This window comes from Marivirga salinae (genome assembly GCF_030503855.1).
In the GTDB taxonomy this organism is placed as follows: domain Bacteria; phylum Bacteroidota; class Bacteroidia; order Cytophagales; family Cyclobacteriaceae; genus Marivirga; species Marivirga salinarum.
Genome location: NZ_CP129971.1, coordinates 2,094,087 through 2,114,777, shown reverse-complemented (window position 1 = coordinate 2,114,777; position 20,691 = coordinate 2,094,087). Strand labels below are relative to the sequence as shown.

Here is a 20,691-nt window from a genome sequence, read left to right as displayed (position 1 = left end):
CCAAATCCGCACAAATTTTCTTAAATGTAATCATTTTGAAATTTAGCACTATTTGCCTAATGACCTATATTTAGTGTTGGCAAAGTTTATATCATTCACCTATTCCAAAAATATTATTCTCAGTATCTATTAAAATCACTTCATTTAAGAACATTTTATTTCCTGCTAGTCCCATCATTAACCAATTGGGAAAGAAATCATATGGAGACATACTATTTGAAGAGTACACATAAGGTTTCTCTTCAATTAATTTTCCTACCGTGATATCAGTGTTTAACTTTCTTCTATAAAAATCATAAGATTTTCCCCAGCTAGTTATGCAACATAACGTATCTATCGATCCAGCGCTTTCTAAATTTTGCAGTTTTTGATTATCTACGATGAGTGGAAACATGCTAGAGCCTGTATCGTATGTCAGCTGCACATTCTCACCATCAACTTCTGCAGGGAATAAGATTGGGAATTGATTTACACTAGCGCCTTTAATTTCATTAAATTTATATTCTAGCTCTTTGAGGTTATGATTTGTAATGGCTAATTTATTTTTCTTGAAATCGAGTAGTAATTTCCTCCCAAAAATGGCATCATAACCAATCGTACCTAGCACCGTAAATGAACTATCTATTTCGGCACTCCCGAGCTCGGATAAGACCAACAAATTGTCTGCTTGGAGACTAACGGATCCTATTGATAAGGTTGAAGACTCTAACCAATAATTACCAGACTGACTTTTTTTGAACTCAAAAGAAGGATACTTTAATTTTAAGGCATTTAAAGTTTTACCATAGAGTTTACTTTGAGACGTCCCAGTATCAAACTGCATATAGAAAGAATCATCAATACCATTTAGCTTTACCTTTACGAAAAAGGAACTTATATCCGTTTTTAAATCTCCATATGATCCTGAAACCCACTTTATATTAGAATAGCTCACGGTTTTAGGTTCTTTAAAATTCTTAAATGTACTTACAGTGTTTTTGGTTCTCCAATAATAGTTAAAGACCTTCCAGCTGGTAAATAAAAGGCCAAGAATGATGACTGCTGCCAGTGATAAATTTTTAAGTTTTTTGTTCATTTCTTTAATTAGATTACAATAGTATTCTGGTAAAGAACGTGAGCAGTTACTTTATGAAAAAAACTAAGTGACAGATTTGAAGCTTTTGGGATGAGTTTGAAGGTTGTGAAATCAGCTTGACTTTTAAGGTTGATTTTGCAGATACTTTTTTATCCCTAAAAAGTATTTTGGTGATACAGGAACCTCTTCTTCCAATTTAGTTATCTTGATGTAACCTTTACGGGTATTTCCATATATCTGATTTATCTGTAAAGGATTTACTAAGTATGACCTATGGACTTGTTCTGCTGATAGAATTTTATTTTTTATATCAACAAATTTTGATCGGATTATTTCTTTTTTAGGCAATTCATTTTTTATGTAGTAAATGTCCACATAATTTGATTGTGCTCTTGCCATAAGAAAATCTTTTTCCAGGAATTCTACTACTTCATTTTGGTTATACCCTTCTATCGAAATTGTCTTTTCCTTTTTATCAATGTCTGGTTGTACAATAATTTTACTAAACCTTAATCGAAGATAGACCCAAAATGGAATAAAAATAGGGACAAAGGGTAAACCGAAGTTTGTGAACCATTGCAGCATATGATTCAGTTTAATATTAAGGTCATTGACAACTAAAACATTATAGAAATAGGCAGTACTTGAAATCAATAAAAATCCCAAAACCAAGATTACTAGCTCTTGATAAATATGCCATTTTCCAAGTGTGAATCTATACCAAAACTCTTCTAAAACATGAATCAATAATATTGGTAGGATGATACAAATACCATAACCAACCAGCTTGATGTTTTTATACTCTATTTGATTCGTGTAAATATCAAATGGTTGAAGAAAAATTAGAACGACTACAATCGTTGTTGCCAATATTAGGCTTAATAAGAACGTGTGATACCAGTCAGAAGTATAGCCGATTGACCTATGTAAATTCATTTAAAACAGATTTCTATAATTCAAGTAAAATAATAAATGTCAGATTTTCTGATATCTGCAGTTTTTATTTTTACTCTTTAATGCGTGGGTGTTATGCCCAACGACTGGGCTAAAAAACTGTGGCGGATTTAAACCACTTCATTAGCTGTCACAAATAAAGGTAATAAAAAGCGAGAAATTTTTAATTACCTGTACATCGCCATTGTTTTTAGCCTCGTGTTGTGTGTAGCCTTTTCAATTAGTTAATCTCTATTCTATTCAGGGTCTGATATTTAGTCTTTCAGTCAATCTAAGTGCAGTTTATAAACATCTAAAAAGTATTACAATCAACAGTTGAATATATAGTTGTATCATTAAGTGAAGATTTGAATTCTAAGCCGATCATTTGATGCAGTCCGCCATTAGAATAATCTTCATTATATCTAAATATTAATGAAGATTCTTGTTGAGGTTCAATAAATAATCCTATTTCTCTTGTAGTATCTTTACTGTATGTAAATTCTGAAATAGATTTATTTCCATTATCCTGTCTTATTTCAGATATTAATGGAGGTGAATGATTATTTTTTAAAGTTAAGTTCAGAGTTACTTTGATAGGTTTCCAAACTTCAATATCAATTTTATTTATTTCTCCCCTTTGTATTTCTCCTGTTTGGTTATGAACATTGTAAGGGTAATTAATATAGTTACTGCTTATAAAGTAACGTTCATTTTCAGGGTCTTCTATTAAATAGTTGAATTCAAACTCAAAATAACCATTCAAATCAGATTCTATCTCTAAAATTTCTTCAGAACAAATACCATCCCCACCAAAACTCCACCCTCCTCCACAGTAATATGTTTTTTTCAAAACTATTTTATAGTTTGAGACTTTTTCATTGTTGTAAATATCTTTAACACTTCCTGTAATCGTGGTTGGTGTACCTAGATTTATATCCTCATTAGTATTACAAGAGAATATTACTATTGTCAGAAGAAAAACACATATAATTTTTTTCATAATTCTGAAAATATTTTAGGTTACACACAACGCCACTTTATAAATTCGTGGCTGATTAAAAGTAATAAAATTTCAATTAACTACCGAGGCAATCCGCAGGATTGACGGGCTCTCTATGAAGAACTGAAGTATCAATAACCTACTAATAGCCATGATTTATACAGAATGTTAGGTTTTGTCATTTTTTCAAGTAGTTTAATTCAACAGAATCAGGACCATAGAAATTAAGTTGAAATGGCCCATTAAATACTCTCCATCTTCCAAAGCCTTGAAGGATTGGTTGTCTGAAATGTGTTGAATCGGTGTAGTAAAGAAGAGTTACTTCATTTTCATAGTCGTTATCAATCTTTCTAAGAATTGATTTACCTCTGAATATTACAGTTGTATCAGAAAAGGGTGCAAGTGAATCAAGTTCAGTGAGTGCACCTCTACCAAACAACCTAATATGCTTAATAATTTCAGATGAGTTGTTTTTAAAAGTCACATCCAATTGGTTGTTTTGGAATTTAAGTTCATTAGTTCCCAGGTAAACTATCGCTACTGCCAAAATCGCACTTAATACTCTTACTGAGGATTTCTCTGTTCCTCTAGATAAGCCATGATATTTGAAGTGTAGAATAACCGATCCAATGAGAGATATTATAATCAAGGGCCAAAGCACAAAAAGGTTTGCGTAGCCGATGTACCAGATGATTACAGTTGGTTGATTGTAATTAGTTATAAGAGCAAAAACTATTGGAATAGCAATAGTAAGGAAGGATACTAATAAAGCCCCATGAAATACTTTGGTGATATTTTTCTCTAATTTCTGGCTCATAAATAAAACCTAACGCGAAGCTAAAATGCGTTTGCTACACTTCGCTGATGAAATACTAAAGTAGCGAAGCCAAACCATAACCACAATAATTGAAAGAGAAAAGAAGTAAACCAAGCTGAATGCTTGCCATAAATCTAAATGAAATCATCAGTTTGGCTTTGTGGAGTTTTACCGCTTCACTTTGCTAGATGCAGTAAGCAAATGCATTTTTAGTGAATGTTAGAGCCTGTTTTTATTTGGTTCAGAACTTTCTGAAAATAATTGTTTAGACTATTTATCTGGAATCTATTGAGAAGATAAATAAATAAGAAAATTAGTCCTGTTGCTACTAATCCAATTGCAGATAATAACAAGTCTCCTAAATAAATAGAATATGCCAACCAAGCCGCAAAGAACAACGATAAGAAAATATAATATTGAGTTAGGCTAATTTCTGGTTTTACTATATAGTCTATGATTGTTTCGGATTTATTTGACTCATTCAGTTGTCCAATAATTTGTCCAGTACCTCTAAATGGGTTTAGCATATTTGCATTCCGAGTAACCTTAAAAGTATCTTCTACCATTTCTACATTATTGAAATTTATGTTGAAATCTTTGATGAATCCAAAAGAGTCCTTTCTGAGGTTTTTCTTTAACTCAATTAATTGTGTTTTAAAACTTTCTTTATCTATGTCTATTATCGACTGCATTTTAGTTGGGACTAATTGTCTCTAACGTTCTGTGTATGGTGCGTATCCCGAAGGGTATGCATCATACACCTTGTTGTGTGGTCGTTTTATAATTTTCATCAAAAATGGTTCGTATTTTCCTTTGAATTATACCTATTGTAAACGGCATGAAGAAGAATAATACAAATGTGTTACCTGAACTATTTGTGCCAGATATTTTTAATTCAATCATTTTAGATAAGGTATAGAACCCTATTAACAGATTAATCAATATGAATATTTGTCCAATATTAAAAGGGAGTGAAACTATCATCAGTGCTTGCATTATTGATTCTGATGCTCCGGAATACATTGCTACTATATTTACAAGTCCAGCAATTAGGCAACCTATTATAATAATCTTAGCTATCTTAAATCTGGTGTTTAATCCTTTTAAGTTTTCTTTTTCGTCCAGTTGGTCGTTTATCTTATTAGAAACATAATAAGGCCAATATGTTAAAATGAACATCTGAGGATAAACGTAAAAAAATCCAGCAAACATGAATAGGTTATTATTAAAAATCCCAGAACCAGTCATTCCAAACATTAGAATTACAATAAAGAGAAAAGGTGAGAATAATATTAGAAATGTTTGAAGTCCACCTGTTTTTAATAATCTATCCATTTTGTTTTATTTTATGCCACACAACGCCACTGTATAAATTCGTGGCTGATTAAAAGTATAAAAATTTGCGTTAACTACCGAGGCAATCCTGCGGATTGCCAGGCTTTCTACAATGAGCCGAAGCTACAATAACCTACTAACAGCCATGATTTATACAGGATGTTGTACACTGGCTTTCTATTCCTCGATGTACTCAATAATTATACTGGGATTTACAGATTCCGATTTTGCTTTTTGTTTGAAAACCTCAAGCTTTTTATTGTATCTGATTGTCAAGGTGTCAAAGCTTTTCCATTCAAAGTTCACATCTTTTGGTTTTAAAAATCCAGAGCTTGCAACAAAGATTGATTCATGTTCATCACTTTCATCGTATTCGCATGTAGTGGCATAAACATGGATTGAACTATTGAGAGTTGCATTTCCAGTCATTTCGGTCATTTTCACTTTCCGTAATCCTTCGTAATCACATTCCACTTTTAACTCCGTTTCTATTGGTTCGTCAAATACCTCGAAATTTGCCATAAAAGCAAAAAATCCGATTACAGCAATAATTGCAAGTAATAAAATTCCAACTAGTATCTTTCTTATCAATGCTGATCCGTGTTTACGCTTGTGTACAACGGGCGCGTGTAAAAATCCGTGCGCCACATTTAATTAAGGAAATGAAGATAGCAATTTTTATTTTGTTGCCAATGGCTTCATTTTGTTGCCTGCAATAGTTTGACTTAACATTTTACACTGATTGCCAAAAATTGCGGGAATTTACTAATATGATTGCCTGAAACTGCTGAAGCGCATGGTTTTTACATAGTGTTGGCATCAGTCTATTCTTCCACTGAGTCACAGTCATAGACTATTCGTCTTTTTTCTGAAAGGATTGTTTTAGGCAAATATGAGTAGCTGTCTTCAGGATTTGCATCATAAATTAATAATTTGCCTATTTGACGACTTTTATCTTTTATGAGTAGAATGCATTTTTCTAACCCCATTTTTTTCTCTTTAAAGCTAAACAGGTAGATAGAGTCATTATAAAAAATTTCTTCAATTTGAAATTTCTCATGTAGTTCGTTTCCTATACTAATAGTTATTGCGGTTAAGTCGTTATTTAATGAGAATTGAGGGTTGGATGCTCCGCAAAAATCGTAGGAGACTGTGTCTTTGTTTTCTATTCCAAATCTTTCCCATGATAAAGGCAAAGATGTTCTTAAAGAGTCTAAAGTTGCAGAATCGGCTTTATTTAATGATTCCTTGGAATAGATTTCATTCTGTTCTTGCTCGCTTGGTTCAATTCCCGATTCTTCTTCCTTTTTCTCTATATTTACAGGTTCAACTTTCTGAGCATGTTTAGTTGCTTTCCCTTTGGAGTTCTCTGTCGCAGAATTTTTGTTATTGCAAGAAGTAATAATCAGTAGAAATATAATCAAATTTCTCAGTGTCATTTTATTGCAATTATTTTATTGATGCCAACGCCACTGTATAAATTCGTGGCTGATTAAAAGTATAAAAATTTGCGTTAACTACCGAGGCAATCCGCAGGATTGGCTTATTAAATTAATTCTTACCCAATAAATCAATCCTGCAGATTGACGGGCTATCTACAAAGAGCCGAAGTCACAATAACCTACTTACAGCCATGATTTATACAGAATGTTGTGCCCAGTTTTCTTTTATATTCTTGGTTTTTAAAATCCATATTAACATTCCCAAACAAAGAAGTCCAAAGCAAATGATTGCAATTGCTGCTATTGAATGGTTTTTTTGATAGTCAGAATGATTTACAATTATCTGTCCGTTAGATTCTATTTGATAAACATTATTTGTTGGGCTTTTATCAGAGGAGTCGTAGTAAAATATTGTTATTTGTTTCCCTTGGTTTAACTGTTTCTGTAATTCATAATAGGACTGCTTAGGGTTAAAGGTTCCAAACAACTTGTCATGTTCTTTTAATTTAATTCCAAAATAATCTTGGTCAGTGTAGGTAAATGGTACAGCTCCTACCTTTTTATTATCAGTTACAATTTGAGTTAATTCAATAGTCCCTGTCAATTTGTGTGTGTCGTCTAGATTTCTCGTCTGGTTATCAATTAGCATCTTGAGACCCAGAATTGACATCACCAGTCCAAGTCCACTAAGACTTATTAATGCAAGAATGTTTTTTAATATGGTTTTATTCATTTTTTAATTGGGTACAACGCCAAGCTAAAATGCGTTTGCCACACTTAGCTGACGAAGCACTAAAGTAGCAAAGCCAAATCATAACTACAATTTAGGAGTTGTATAAAGCAAGGATCACTTTGTCTGCCAACTATCTTAATAAAATTAAATGTTTGGCTTTGTGGCGATTTACTTAATTACTTTGCTAAAAGCAGTGAGCAAATGCATTTTTAGGTATTGTTATGCACTTTTATAATCTCCTTAATACTGTTTTTATATGCTTTTTAGTGTCATAAACATAGAAGTCTAAAATCAATTCTTTTTTATTCAGAGTATGTACTAAATAGTATCTGTCACCGATGTTGGATAAATTGTTGTGTGTAAAAAAAAGAAGTCCATTAAATGAAATTAATCTGTATTGATAACTTCGGTCATTAAATGATGAGTAATATGAACTATCGCGAAATGAAACAGTGTCTATTTGTATTCCTTCCGATTCGAAAGTCCATATGAAATTTAGTCCTTTTAAATTGGTATTGTGAGGAACAGAGGTTTGAGGTTTTTCTTTAGATAATTTGTTACCACTTAAAAGAAGGTTTGATGAATCTATTTGAAGTATTGTTGAATCACTGAGAATAATTGTATCTGAGCGCTTTGCCCAAGTCCCACTTTCAGTACCTTCTATATGGTGCAGACTATAAGAATTATTTGTATTTAACTCAACTTTAATTAGACCATTAGGTGAGTACCATTGACCTGTCCAGTCGTCTGGGGTTTGATAAGCTGTTATTAAGCAGGCTAATGCTATGGTGATAAAGTACTTCATTTTATTTAGCCCCGTTAATTTTATGAGAATCAGCCGATAAGCGTTCATATCCAATTTTATCGATTGCTGTGGCAATTTTTGTAGAATCTTGAAGTTTATTGACGATTATTACATATTCATCTGAATCTGTGTCAACAAATGAAAGCTCAAATCCTTCTCTATTTATTGAATTATTGTAATCAATAAAAACGTTTTTATCGGAAACAGCTTTGTCTTCTCCATATTTTGATGGATCGGGTAAGTCTGCTGTTACTCGGAAATTACTTTTTAGTGCTGATTCAATTCTCCACTTTAAATCAGTGATTTCCTGTTTCCAATCAAGAGCCATAATCAAGTGTATAGAATTGTTGTCAAAATGTTCCATTACATAATTTAATGTATTGTAATAGTTTTTATCTCCATTATAGTTTTTTAAGGATTCTATGAAATTAATCAACTCTTCTCTATTTGTATTAGATGAGCATAGCCTTACTATTTCTTTATATCCTTCCTTTTGACTTTCTATATCAACAGTCATAAATTTTTCTTTTGGCAGATTATTTATTTTAGTTTTTGGATTCAAGTTGTTACTTTTTGATGACTTGCTCAGCTTATTTCTTGCCTCTTTTAGCATCAAAAATCCAATCGTGCCAAATATTAAGACTATTAAATATTTCCACCATCCTTTTTCTAATAAAGACATAAACGCTAACAAGCCTTTTTGCTTTGTAGAACCATTTTCGATTTGACCATCATTGACGAAATGATCAGTTATGTAAGTGAATCCATTAAATAGAAGTATAACGGATATTAATAATTGCATCGAACCAAAAATTATTAATTCTGAAATTGAAGTCTCTTTCTTCTTACTCATTTGAAGGGTAGTTTATTTTCAATACTTATATGAGAGCTAGTTGGTAATTGTGCATAACGTTAAGTATAAGCGTAGTGCGGGTTTCGCAGCAATTCATTGTCCACCTACCGCAAAGTTTATTGGAGACATAATGCTCAATTTTAGCCGTTCAGACCGCATTACGCTTATATAGTGTTAGCTCTCGTTTTCATTTTCATTTTTTAACTCTGCTTCAATTAATGGTTCGTGCCATTTCCATAATTCATCAAGAGTCTTAAAGTTTTGTGGAATTGGATTTGAACTTCTAAAAGCTTCTGCAGGGGTTAAAGGTTCATAGTGACTAAAATAGCTCTCACTTGTTCTTCGAGGATTATAAGCCAATGAAGAGCCGAAATAATTGTCAGTAACATCATAATGATGAGAATGTATAAATCCATTCCAACGATTCCTTAATTCTTCTTCTGAGGTTATATCAATGATTTCAAATTGTTCCATTGATCGATCATCAGGAGTTCCCCATGCATTATTCAATAAAGATACAGCTTCTATGTCAGAAACTGGAGCACCATATCCAAAAATGGTAGCACGAACAGTCCCTCTCTCTTTGCTCAACCAATACTTCATCCGTTCCCATTCAATATTGATGAATTCGTCATTTGTATAATTTTTTTGTTCTACCGGATATAAGAGTTTAGTAGGTTCGAATTCACCTCCATCTTGTCTTGCTTGGTAACCAACGGGGCCGCATCTTTTATCTTCTTTGCTGTAGCCAATGGCAACGTTTCCATGTAAAAATGAAAGGTGGGGCAAGTCATCAGTAAACTTTCTATTCCTTACCCATGCTTGATATAAAAAAGGATCCCAGTTAAAAGTAGCTATCAAGTCTTTCCCTCTCAATGACAAAACCATGTAATCATAAATTGTCGGTTCATCAGGCAATTCCATGTTTCCAAAGTAATCTTGAATCCGCTGTTCAACTGCTCTTAGTATTTCAGAGTCGGGATTTTCCGAATGAAGATTAGTATACAATTTTTCAAAATTATCGGCTCGAAGATTATCAGGTACTTTTTCAATTATTTCATGAAGTCCAACCAAGTCAACGAAATTATCCATTGATGGAAGTCTTTTACCATTTCTTTCAGCATTTCGATAGGTCGAAGCAATACTTGCTCCTGCTCCTAAGATAACCACATGTCCTCCTCCACCATAGACTTGATTAATTCCTTCTTCTTTTGTCATTCCTGGCATATTGATGATTTTCTGAATGAGAGCTAACAATTGAATATAGTCACCCCCCGGTGATTATATATACCTTATGTCAGGCAATCTACTGAATTAATAGTTAATAAAAAACCCATTTTAACCACTTAAACTCAATCAATTGGCATTATCCGTAGAATTACACGTATAATAAACGTTTAATTCTACACTTAAAATAAATTAATAGGGAAGAAATAGATTAATACTAAAGAAATCCTTTCAATGCAGATAGAATCATAATTGACGGTTTTTGACCCTGACCAATGATTAAAACACCATCACCTCAGAATATACAACTTCCCATAGCCTTCGGTAAAGGCTCTATCTCCTGCGGTAGCTCGTTGTTCCATAAAGGCTCCGTCTTTCCGGACTAGAACTCTGTAGAGGTAAACTCCATTGGCTAATCTATCTCCGAATTCATCCTTGCCATCCCATGCATAATCGGTGATATTATTTCCTATGTGGATGGGACCAATTTCATCTTGCAAAATTTCTCTTACTACTCTACCCGTAACAGTCAAGATTTGAATTTTAATTTCCTGTGGTAAATCAGTTCCGGTTAGAGTAAATACAAAGCGAGTACTGGTAGAAAAGGGATTAGGATAAGGATAAAAATTAGTGATGGTGGAAGCATTGATCACTTCAAACCTCACTTTATAAGGCTCCTCTCCGGCTGTGTTTTCACTCGCATCTGTTGCTTGCACCCTCAGTTGATAGTTTCCGTCTTCTAAGGCATTCGGCTGGTAGTTTACCGTGAATGGACTCTCATCCGTGGCGGGTAACCACTCAATATTCGAATTGGAGAAATTTATTCTTTCACTCACACATTCCTCACAATCTCTTCGCAATTGAATTTCTATTCCTGTGGTATCGGTTTTATTAATTAAAGTATTTTCATCCTTCAATTTTATTTGGATATATGGTCGAGGAGATACTATATCGCCATCTAAAATGGAAATTCCATCGAAAGTCACCTCCACAAAAGGAGGCAATGAATCCTTCTTAACTTCAAAAAGCTTTTGATAAGAAATCACATTATTGGTCAATTTCTTTTCATTATAATTTGAATATGGATTGAGGTTTAATGTTAAATCATTCTCTCCCACCTTGCCTCTGGTATCCACTTCGATTGAAAAAGTGGTATCAGAATCCGCTGGCAAAGGAGTTAAGGTATAATTTTCATTATGGAAAACCCTGTCATTTCTATTGAATACTTGGCGTATATAAGGAATTGGCTCGTCAAAATTATTAGGTGTAACATTAACCACTCGAAATGATTTATTGAATTTCTCTCCTTCCGCCAATTCTGTACTTGCCTTTCCGGCAGTTTCAGCAGGAAGCAAAACTGCATCCGGTACTTCTCTGAAATTTACTTTCCAAGTGGCAAGTTTTGCAGGACTTAAATTATCAGGGTCGCTAACAGTTAACCTCAATCGTAATTGTGGATATTGATTTACATCAATTGCCGAAATATCCAGTGGAAGTACGGCATCAGAGAACAATAAAGTTTGATTATTAAGGCTATCAATTCCAAAGACATCCAGTCTTATATCATCTGAAGCCTCCACATCAGCAAATTCAGCATCCAACTGAATCCATTCTTTAACCGGTCCAATCGTTTTTGAAATAATAGAACCTGATTCAAATCGAGCTTCCACTACCTTATCTAGCGAAATGGTCTGCTCGCTTTTAGGAGTTTGAGTAGCGGTAACTTCTATTCCATTTGCCGCGCCCAATCCTTTTCTGCCCAATAATATATAAGGATCTCCATTTTGAAGATTGTCTATGACACTAGCTGAGGCACCAAGATCAAGTAATTCTGCTCTGTTATTGGCTCTTAAAATATTCCAAGCCACGCTGTCATAAGAAGTCATAAGTACAATATCACCATCTGGCAATTCATCAAAATATTTCTTGAAATAGGTCTCAGGTTGTGATAATTGGTTATTTCTAATTTGGTTGATGACTTGTGGTCTAATACCGCATAAAAGTGGATCCAAAACATCAAATCCACCATTTGAAAGAATATAATAAGGTACTCCAGAAGATTTGTCAAAGGCTACTAAATTCAAAGTATTGATCTTACAAGGTCCTGTTTGATTACCTGATGTGGCATATTGATTTCCATTTATTCTAATGCTGATATCGTCAATTCCACTATTTCCTGGGGCTTCAACTGTTAGATTAAAAGTATTTTCCTCAAAACTCCAAGTCTCCCCGATTGTAATTCCTTCTATGCTATTTAATAAAAATTGGTCATCAGAATTCTGCTGCCATCCTTGTTGGGCGGAACTACTGTAGGTGAAATTTGAAATGGTCCATTCATCAAGTTCTCCATCTCTCGGGTTAGTGAATTTTGTCCTCCAGAAATACGCTTGATTTTCATTGGGTAGTAAATTAGTTTCCCACTTTGCAATTACCTTGGCTCTAATGTTTTGTGTTTTTAAATAAGGGCTATTGAATTTTATTGATGTATCCAATTCAAATAAAAAGTCTCTTTCGTCAGAAAGTAAATCTACAGATTGGGCAGTCAAGCTAATGATTTGTTGATCACTCAATCCTTCATCATAAGGATATAAATTTAGCGTAGTGCCTAATGTGAGGAAATAATTAATAGTGGCAATATTATTTTCATCTTTGATCTCGGGTATTTTTCCTGCCGGATCGATAATTACCTCAAATATATTTTGTCCAAAACTTTCAGGCAGGTCATTATAAATATTAACCCTTACGGTATCCTGATATTTTATTGCGGCTACTTTCTGAGTATCCTGCACGATCATTTCATTGTTTGGTAAAGTTCTTTTAACCAAAATCTCAATTGAATCTGCATTAGTGATCCCATAATTTCGAATGATAACATCCACCCCGAATTCAGGAGTTAAAGCATCTATTGGTTGCCCGTCCACGGAAACTACTTCCAAATCCTCATCAGAAATTGCATAATCAGTTTTGCCTGCAGGAAAAAGTTTGTAAGCAGGATCACATAATAAATTCATTTGTTGAGCCTGAGACATGTACAAAGGAGCAGGATTAGTTCCAAAATTAGCTAAATAGTCATTTATGGTTTTTTGATGAACCAATCCTAGAGGTTGATCTATCATGACCGAATCGCCATATGCATTGGCATAAAATAAATCGCTATATCTTTTTAATTCATTTGGAAACCCTAAATAAACATGTGCTAAAACACCAGTAGAACCTTTTTCTGGAGTATTCACCCAATCTTCTCCAAATGGAGTTTCGTTTTTTTGCAAGCGATAAAAAGAACCCGCATTACAACCATTAATTAAAATAAATGGATATTTCCCTTTATTATTATAACCTAAATTTTCATCTGAAACACGACCAATATCAATATCCGCAGTGTTGGGGCCGGAATGACCAAAAAAAGTAATCAAATTCAAGCCTTGATTTACTTGATCTGCAACGTTGATAAATTCCACTACCTGTGTGGTTTCTTTAGTTAAATTTGAATAATCTCCACCTATGTAAGGGCTTTCTGCATATCTGGCAAAATCATTTATATAGCCTAAAAACCTGTTAACTTCAGAAAAGGAAACCCCACCACTTAAGTTCAAGAAATGTTTTCTTCTCAAGTCATCAAAAGGCTTAGCTTCCATTTCCTTAATCTTATCCAAATAATCAGCTACATTTTGACTGTTATGAGCATTAATCCTTCCAAAGGAAATAGCGGCTCTATTATTCTCCTCCAAATCAAATCCAAAAAGAATATCAGAACCTGGTGAGCCGGCTGTTGGAACAAATTCATTATAAAGATCTTGATTAGGAAGATCATTTCTTCTGTAAAAGTTATGATGCCAATTCACTCCTTTGCCAATGATAAAAACCATTTCTGCTTTGGTATTTGCCACCAAATATTGAGTGAATCTATATACCGCTAAAGGAGAGATTTCCCCATAATTGAATTGGTTGTAAATTCTATTGATATCCACCACCAACGTATCGTACCCACCTCCAGCTTCAGAATTACGGTAAGCTGCATAAGCTTTCACGGGATTAGTATAATCCCCGCTAGGATTGCTTAGCTCTGGATGGCTAAGAATAACATAATCAGGATTGAAATTGCTGAAATCTCTAAAATTTACCTTTTCTATACTGGGAGTAAGAAAGTTTTGATTTTGTAAATACAATTCTACTCCATTTACAGTGTTTTGAACTACAGTATTGATTTCAGAACCTATTCTGTTGGTGCGCAATAAAACCGGCTCATTAAAATTGTCAGTTCTATATAATCTTGCCGTACTATTTGTATTCAAAAACTGTACATATGAAGAACCATTAGGATTTGGGTTTAAGGTTAATTTCCCGCCTGCTTCATTATTCAAATCAGGCTCCATTTGAAAATTAACTTTAATGTAAGAAACCGAAATCCTATCAACACCTTCAGCTTGTGGCACAAGCCTTAGGACTAAATCGCCACTATTAGCAATATCTGTCCATTCTAAATCACCCGAAAAAATCTCATATTCATATTCCTTGAAATTCACAGTACCAAGCGATCTTAAGGAATTTTCATTTGGCCCAACCAAAACTTCAGTCTGATGCTGGCGCATATTTCTTCCTTGAATCAAGATTTCCAATGTAGGTGGAAGTTCAGAACGAGCCGCTTTATCCAAATCTGTAATTGAAAAATTGCTTGGATTAGTAAATGCAGAACCAGTCCATCCTTCCCCCAAATCAAAAGCAGAATTATACACTTCATTTTGTGGGCTATATCGCTGCCCCCTATCTGCATTAGCTGTAAATAGCCTTAAAATTTCTTTCTCAACTGAATTTTCAGCAGCTAAATTATTGGTGTTGTTGATAATATTCTGCTCCTGAATTCTTTTTCCGTTGGTACCATCATTTTTCCAAGTCAAAAAATAAGCAGACTCATCCGTGAAGAGATTAAAATATTGATGTGGTTGATGATCCGGATTTTTATATAAAGGTGTATCGGAAGTTCCGTCATTTCTTTTAGCCAGAAACTGGATAACATCGCCTTCATCTAGTCTACCATCGTTCTGACCAATCACTCTGATCGCTATTTCTTGTCCTCTGTGAAATATCTGTAATGATCTGGCATCAATACTGGAAATCGGCACACCAGCTTCAATTAGATCATTATAATCTAATTCATAAGCAGCCGTAGATTCAAGACTGATTTTATAATAGGATTGATTGAAATTAATCCATGATTGCGGATCCTGTGAAAAAACATAGTGAACAGATAGAATAATAGTTAATATGGTTGTGAAAATTTTATTCTTTAGCATCCCAATTAAAAATCAAAGTAAAAACATGAGAATAGAGTGATTCAGAATAATCGCCTAAGTCAGTGAAAGCATAATCAATTTGCAGGATTTTATATCGAAAACCAGCACCAATACTTGCCTGACCATTCCATCTTTCAGTTCCATTAAAATTCTTGATCTTTTGAAGGTTATTACCGCCAAATCTGAGAAAGGCCATTTTATCATAAGCCAATTCTACTCCTCCACGTGGATCAATGGAGAATTTCTCTTCACTAATATATGTATTCCGCGGGCCATCAAAGGTAGCATCGAAATTTACCTCCCCCATTATGGAGAATTTGTAGGGTAATTCCTGAGTATAAGCCGTTCCAAACACTAATCGCGGAACAGCCATTTCAGTCGTATTTTCGGGGATTTTATTATTGGTTTGCGTATAAATATCTTCTATCAAAGTTACATTATGATACCAAGTGGTAAAAGTTCCCGTGACATCACGAGCCACTAAAGCCACATCCAAATTCTTCCATTTGTAAGCTGCACCCAAATCAAAGCCAAAACCCCATGCTTTGGCAAATTCACCTACCGTTCGATGAATCACTTTTGCATTTGCACCGAAAGATAAGCCTTCTAAAAACTTTAAATCACGAGCGTAAGAAAATTGAAAGGCATAATCAGCAGCGGAGAAAAATCTGATATTATCATAATTCAAGGCTCCATTGGCATCATAGATAAATCGAGTATCCGGGATATCATCTACACCAAACCTGATCATGGAAAAACCCATTTTACTATCTTCATCAATTGAAGTAGCAAAGCCCACATAATCATAGGCAGCAATGCCGGCAAAATATTCTGCATGCATCAGATCCAATGAGTGGTCAGTTTCCAGACTTGAGAGTTTCGCAGGATTCCAATATCCGGCAGAAGCCCCTTCAACAGAAGCTACAGAAGCACCGCCCAAAGCAAAAGCCCTTGCCCCTACTCCGATTGCCAAAAATTCATTGGCATATTTAGGCTTGGAAACTTGTGCACTTATCTCGATGGATAGCGCTAGAAAAAGAAAAAGGAATAGTATTTTCCTCATGAATTCTGGGTATTTCTATAATTTATAAAATTAACAATTATCCGTTGAAAAAAATCTCATAACCGTCATTTTTAAAGTTTAAGATGATTTGCTAACCTACATTGATTCAACATTTAAATGGATCAACAACAAAACAGCTAATTAAATTGAGAAATGCACTATTAAAGTCTCAAAATTGTAATAAAGCAAAAAATATTCGTTAAATACGCATGTTGATAATAAAATAGAACCAAGATGAAGAAACTTTTAACTATTCTCCTTTTAATCCCTATTATCTATTCTTGCAATAAAATTTTTGGCTACAAATATAATTCAGCAACAATCTCAAGCAGCCCAGTTAATCTTGAATTTGTCAATTCAGAATATGATGATTACAATTCCACTTCTCCAATTTTAGGAGAGACTTTTCCTTTGTGTTTTTCTTCTAATAGAAATTCCGCTGGTGGGGAGTATGATATAATTTATAAACTCATAAAGTTTCACTTTTCCAAATCGTCTGGTGAATTCCAAATTGAAGAAGAAACAAATACCAATATGAGTGTATATATAAGAAACTTTGATTTGCATCATGCTTTAAGAAAAATTAACAGCACTTCAGATGAATTTGGCCCTTATCTTACTAGGAGGTTTACCTATAGCGATAGCAGAATTTTATTATATGCCAATAATGAATCGGGGAATTTTGACATAAAATTTACTCATAATTTAAACAATCAGGAATATGACACTATAGCTTCTATTTCCTATTTAAATTCTTCTTTTGATGATTATTATCCGGCATTAAATAAAGATAGCAGTCAAATTTACTGGTGTAGCAATAGAAATGGTCAATTTGATATTCTCAATGTTGAGCTTGATAATTCTCTAGATCTGCTAGATAGACTCTATGATGATTCGGAGAAAACAATACGCTCAATAGATGTACTAAATTCTACCTCTGATGATAAATGTCCTTTCATTATGGAAGATTTCATGGTTTTTGCATCAGACAGAGCAGGTGGTTTTGGTGGATTTGACCTGTATTATTCTGAAAAAATAAATGGAGAATGGACAGCACCTGAAAATTTCGGGGCTGAAATCAATTCGGAGTATGATGAATATCGCCCTATCATCAGACCTCAAGAACAAGGATATACCAATGATTTGATGATTTTTTCATCAAACCGACCTGGCGGACTTGGTGGTTTTGATCTTTATTATGTTGGGATAGAAAAAATCAAATTTTAAGACAAATTCTGATAAATACTCTCCAAGATCCTTTTAAACTCTTGAAAATCTTTATCTGAAAGATTTTCCCAAGCTTTCATCCTGATTTTTTGTACCTCGGGAAGACATTCTTCCACCATAGATTTACCTTCAGGTGTTAAAGCTATTATAAAGCTTCTTCTATCAGCTGGATGCGGCTTACGCTCTATCAATTCCTTGGCTTTCAATAAATCAATAATACGGGTCATGGTGGGGTGATCTTTGAAAGTATTACTCGCCAATTCCCTCTGATTTACTTCGCCTTTATCGTACAATTGCTTTAAAACTGCCCATTGGTCAATCGTGATCGTCCAGCCTAATTCCCTGAATCTTTGCTTAGCATATTGCTTTACCCTCCGTGCTGTTTTATCCAATAAAAATGAATATCGACTATATTTCTCAGCTTCTTGCATTATTAATTATTAGTATAGCAACAAAATTAATGCAAATTTCTGGATTTAACTTGATTTTGAATTTGATGTTTCAGATTAAAGATTTGAACTAATCCACTAAAAATACAACTAAACAACATTTGTACATTAGGTAATAACATTTTCATCATTTATTAAGAATAAATATTCTTACAAATTGAATAGCTGCAATTAAATTTTGGCGTTTTGTCTCAGGATTGTGAGGGCTAATCAAATTGCATTAGATAATTTTTTTCTACTATATAACAAGAATTGTCCGCAGGCGTCTTTGACGCATAAAGGGTCTCGCAAAGTTTTCACAAAGGGAAATATATCTTCTATTTTTTGAAGTCTAGTTCTCAGCCATTGGCTGACCAACCTTTGGTTGGAAAGACTGATAGAACTTGAAGTATGAAGTCTCCTAAATTCTAGCTGATTATTTTTTTAATTACCCAAATAACAAGGGCAATTAGCACTACTACTAGTATAACTCCGACCCATATGCCAGCTTCAAAAATATCTCCAATAATTTCGCAACTACTTAAAGTGAATGATAGAATAAGAAATAAGACAATTTGATAAGGTTGTATTTTTTTCATTGTTAAAGAGTTTGGTTCTACCAAATTGAATCTATTCAATTTTAAAAAGTATGAAAATAAAATAGTCTTTTATCGCTACAATTATTATTCACTGATTTAAAGCATGTTATCTTCACTAATCAAATACGAGATTCTAATTTTTTAGTTATTGCAACATAATTTTAGAATCACAAATATGAATAGATTGAGCATGGTTAATGCCTTGAAACTTTCAATTTGTACAGGAAGTAAAGACCTACTATATTTAACTGCTTTTTTAAGTACAATTTCACTTGACAATAGACTAAAAGCTCTGGATAAATTAAAAATAAAATTATGACCCAGCCCACTAAAATTAATGAACGCATTGGTTCTCTTGATTTTCTTAGGGGGGTAGCCATTCTTGGGATACTGTTTATTAATATTGAATCCTTTGCTTATCCTAATCCATGGAGCTCATGGCAATATGGATATGACAGCTCTATTGATCACAACACACGTTTTTGGGTCTATTTTTTAACACAAGGAAAGTTCTACACCATGTTTGCCTTACTTTTTGGTGTTGGTTTTGTCATTTTTATGGAACGAATCCAAGAAAAAGTTAAAGGTTTAAAGGCCTTGGATTTATATGCCAGAAGACTTTTATGGCTGTTTGTTTTTGGAGTCTTGCATGCCTATTTGATCTGGGATGGGGATATTTTATATCATTATGCAATTTGTGGTTTTTTGTTATTCCCCTTCAGGGCTGTTCAATCGAAATATCTCATCCTGATAGTAGCTTTTCTCTCCTCTCTCCTATTCATAAAATCATATGAAAACATTGAAAATAGAAAAGATACATTTGCGAGTTATCAAAAAGCATTGAAAGTGCCCGAAAACCAACGAACAGAAGATGAAACAAAACGCATAAATTCATGGGAAAAACGCTACTCAATAAAATCATCCAATACCACAGAAGTTATTGAAAATCCGAAACCAACCTATTGGGAGGGAGTAAAAAGCAGCTATACCAAATTAAAAGTTCATAAAGGAGCATTTTACCATCAATCTCTCATCCTTTCAACACTTATCGTAATGTCAATCGGGATGTTGTTATACAGGACGGGGATTTTTTCTGATTATAGATCCTGGAACTACTATTGGATCATCACCATAAGTTTAGTAATAGTTGGTTTACTGATTAATTATCTGCGCTATTTTTATTGGACTTACAAAGACCATGAGCCTGTTTTACAAGTTTGGAAAGCCCTTCTCTTCACTTTTCCAAAAGAGCTTTTAGGGATTGCTTATGTTTTATTATTTAATGGAATCTATCAAGTATTTCTAAAAAACATCAATATAAAAGTGCTTTCAAAAATTGGGAGGACGGCTTTATCCAACTATATATTTCAAAGTATTATCCTGGGGTTGATTTTCTATGGATATGGATTTGGGTTATTTAATCAATTATTTCGATTTGAACTTTTGGGATTCGTAGTAATCATTTGGATCATTCAAATTTTACTAAGCATGCTATGGTTAAGATACCACAAACAAGGGCCATTAGAATTTATATGGAGGAAACTTACTTACAAATCATTCAACAACTAAGGCAAGAATTCTAAGCGTCTCATAGCATGAAACTTTAAGAATATTCAATATGACAAACCACAACAAAAGCACCGTAAGCAAATCTAAAACGCTGATTGTTTTTATTGCTACCATTCTTTTAGGATATATCCTTTTCATTATCCCTGATGTATTCTTTGGGGTAACAAAAATAAATGGGGGTAAGATTGGAATAAACTTATTACTCATCGCCCTTTTTCAATTTATAGGTGTTACCGCCCTGCTCTATTTTTCACTCAAAATCTTGAAGAAAAACTTTAGTGACATAGGGCT

At 33.7% G+C, this 20,691-nt stretch carries 17 protein-coding genes; 2 read left to right on the top strand and 15 right to left on the bottom strand.

The window, feature by feature from the left end:
• Positions 1 to 91: 91 nt before the first annotated feature.
• From QYS49_RS08930 to QYS49_RS08865, 14 genes are all read right to left on the bottom strand, one after another.
• Positions 92 to 1,075, bottom strand: coding sequence for a YdgA family protein (locus QYS49_RS08930; RefSeq protein WP_308351452.1), 984 nt, complete (start codon positions 1,073 to 1,075; stop codon positions 92 to 94).
• 123 nt (positions 1,076 to 1,198) lie between these two features.
• A complete protein-coding gene (locus QYS49_RS08925; RefSeq protein WP_308351451.1) occupies positions 1,199 to 2,011 on the bottom strand; it encodes a LytTR family DNA-binding domain-containing protein in 813 nt (270 codons plus the stop codon).
• Positions 2,012 to 2,321: 310 nt separating this feature from the next.
• Positions 2,322 to 3,011: a hypothetical protein gene (locus QYS49_RS08920; RefSeq protein ID WP_308351450.1), complete on the bottom strand. Its 690-nt coding sequence runs from the start codon at positions 3,009 to 3,011 to the stop codon at positions 2,322 to 2,324.
• Between the two features lie 178 nt (positions 3,012 to 3,189).
• Positions 3,190 to 3,828: a hypothetical protein gene (locus tag QYS49_RS08915; protein ID WP_308351449.1), complete on the bottom strand. Its 639-nt coding sequence runs from the start codon at positions 3,826 to 3,828 to the stop codon at positions 3,190 to 3,192.
• A gap of 209 nt (positions 3,829 to 4,037) precedes the next feature.
• Positions 4,038 to 4,520: a hypothetical protein gene (locus tag QYS49_RS08910; RefSeq protein ID WP_308351448.1), complete on the bottom strand. Its 483-nt coding sequence runs from the start codon at positions 4,518 to 4,520 to the stop codon at positions 4,038 to 4,040.
• 61 nt (positions 4,521 to 4,581) lie between these two features.
• A complete protein-coding gene (locus tag QYS49_RS08905; protein ID WP_308347333.1) occupies positions 4,582 to 5,163 on the bottom strand; it encodes a hypothetical protein in 582 nt (193 codons plus the stop codon).
• 177 nt (positions 5,164 to 5,340) lie between these two features.
• Positions 5,341 to 5,811 carry a hypothetical protein gene (locus tag QYS49_RS08900; protein ID WP_308351447.1) on the bottom strand — a complete coding sequence of 157 codons (471 nt, stop codon included), beginning with the start codon at positions 5,809 to 5,811 and terminating at the stop codon, positions 5,341 to 5,343.
• Between the two features lie 176 nt (positions 5,812 to 5,987).
• Positions 5,988 to 6,602, bottom strand: coding sequence for a hypothetical protein (locus QYS49_RS08895; RefSeq protein WP_308351446.1), 615 nt, complete (start codon positions 6,600 to 6,602; stop codon positions 5,988 to 5,990).
• Positions 6,603 to 6,801: 199 nt separating this feature from the next.
• Positions 6,802 to 7,338 (bottom strand): hypothetical protein, encoded by a 537-nt coding sequence (locus tag QYS49_RS08890; protein ID WP_308349458.1) that lies wholly within the window; start codon positions 7,336 to 7,338, stop codon positions 6,802 to 6,804.
• 229 nt (positions 7,339 to 7,567) lie between these two features.
• Positions 7,568 to 8,143: a hypothetical protein gene (locus tag QYS49_RS08885; RefSeq protein ID WP_308351445.1), complete on the bottom strand. Its 576-nt coding sequence runs from the start codon at positions 8,141 to 8,143 to the stop codon at positions 7,568 to 7,570.
• A gap of 1 nt (position 8,144) precedes the next feature.
• Positions 8,145 to 8,996, bottom strand: coding sequence for a DUF6630 family protein (locus QYS49_RS08880; protein WP_308351444.1), 852 nt, complete (start codon positions 8,994 to 8,996; stop codon positions 8,145 to 8,147).
• A gap of 174 nt (positions 8,997 to 9,170) precedes the next feature.
• Positions 9,171 to 10,214, bottom strand: coding sequence for a hypothetical protein (locus tag QYS49_RS08875; RefSeq protein ID WP_308351443.1), 1,044 nt, complete (start codon positions 10,212 to 10,214; stop codon positions 9,171 to 9,173).
• Between the two features lie 299 nt (positions 10,215 to 10,513).
• Positions 10,514 to 15,514 (bottom strand): putative type IX secretion system sortase PorU2, encoded by a 5,001-nt coding sequence (porU2, locus tag QYS49_RS08870; protein WP_308351442.1) that lies wholly within the window; start codon positions 15,512 to 15,514, stop codon positions 10,514 to 10,516.
• Positions 15,501 to 16,577 carry a putative type IX sorting system protein PorV2 gene (locus QYS49_RS08865; RefSeq protein ID WP_308351441.1) on the bottom strand — a complete coding sequence of 359 codons (1,077 nt, stop codon included), beginning with the start codon at positions 16,575 to 16,577 and terminating at the stop codon, positions 15,501 to 15,503. The genes porU2 and QYS49_RS08865 overlap by 14 nt, the downstream gene beginning before the upstream one ends.
• Before the next feature lie 234 nt (positions 16,578 to 16,811).
• On the opposite strand from QYS49_RS08865, the gene QYS49_RS08860 reads away from it, so the two are divergent.
• On the top strand, positions 16,812 to 17,804 hold the full coding sequence (locus QYS49_RS08860) for a TolB-like translocation protein (protein WP_308351440.1): 993 nt from the start codon (positions 16,812 to 16,814) through the stop codon (positions 17,802 to 17,804).
• Here QYS49_RS08860 and QYS49_RS08855 read toward each other — a convergent pair.
• Positions 17,801 to 18,235, bottom strand: a complete 435-nt coding sequence (locus QYS49_RS08855) for a MarR family winged helix-turn-helix transcriptional regulator (RefSeq protein ID WP_308351438.1) — start codon at positions 18,233 to 18,235, stop codon at positions 17,801 to 17,803. The genes QYS49_RS08860 and QYS49_RS08855 overlap by 4 nt on opposite strands.
• Before the next feature lie 911 nt (positions 18,236 to 19,146).
• Between QYS49_RS08855 and QYS49_RS08850 the strand changes: the two genes are divergently transcribed.
• The gene (locus QYS49_RS08850; RefSeq protein WP_308351437.1) at positions 19,147 to 20,400 is read left to right on the top strand and encodes a DUF418 domain-containing protein; all 1,254 of its coding nucleotides are present in this window, start codon (positions 19,147 to 19,149) and stop codon (positions 20,398 to 20,400) included.
• The last annotated feature ends 291 nt before the right edge of the window (positions 20,401 to 20,691 follow it).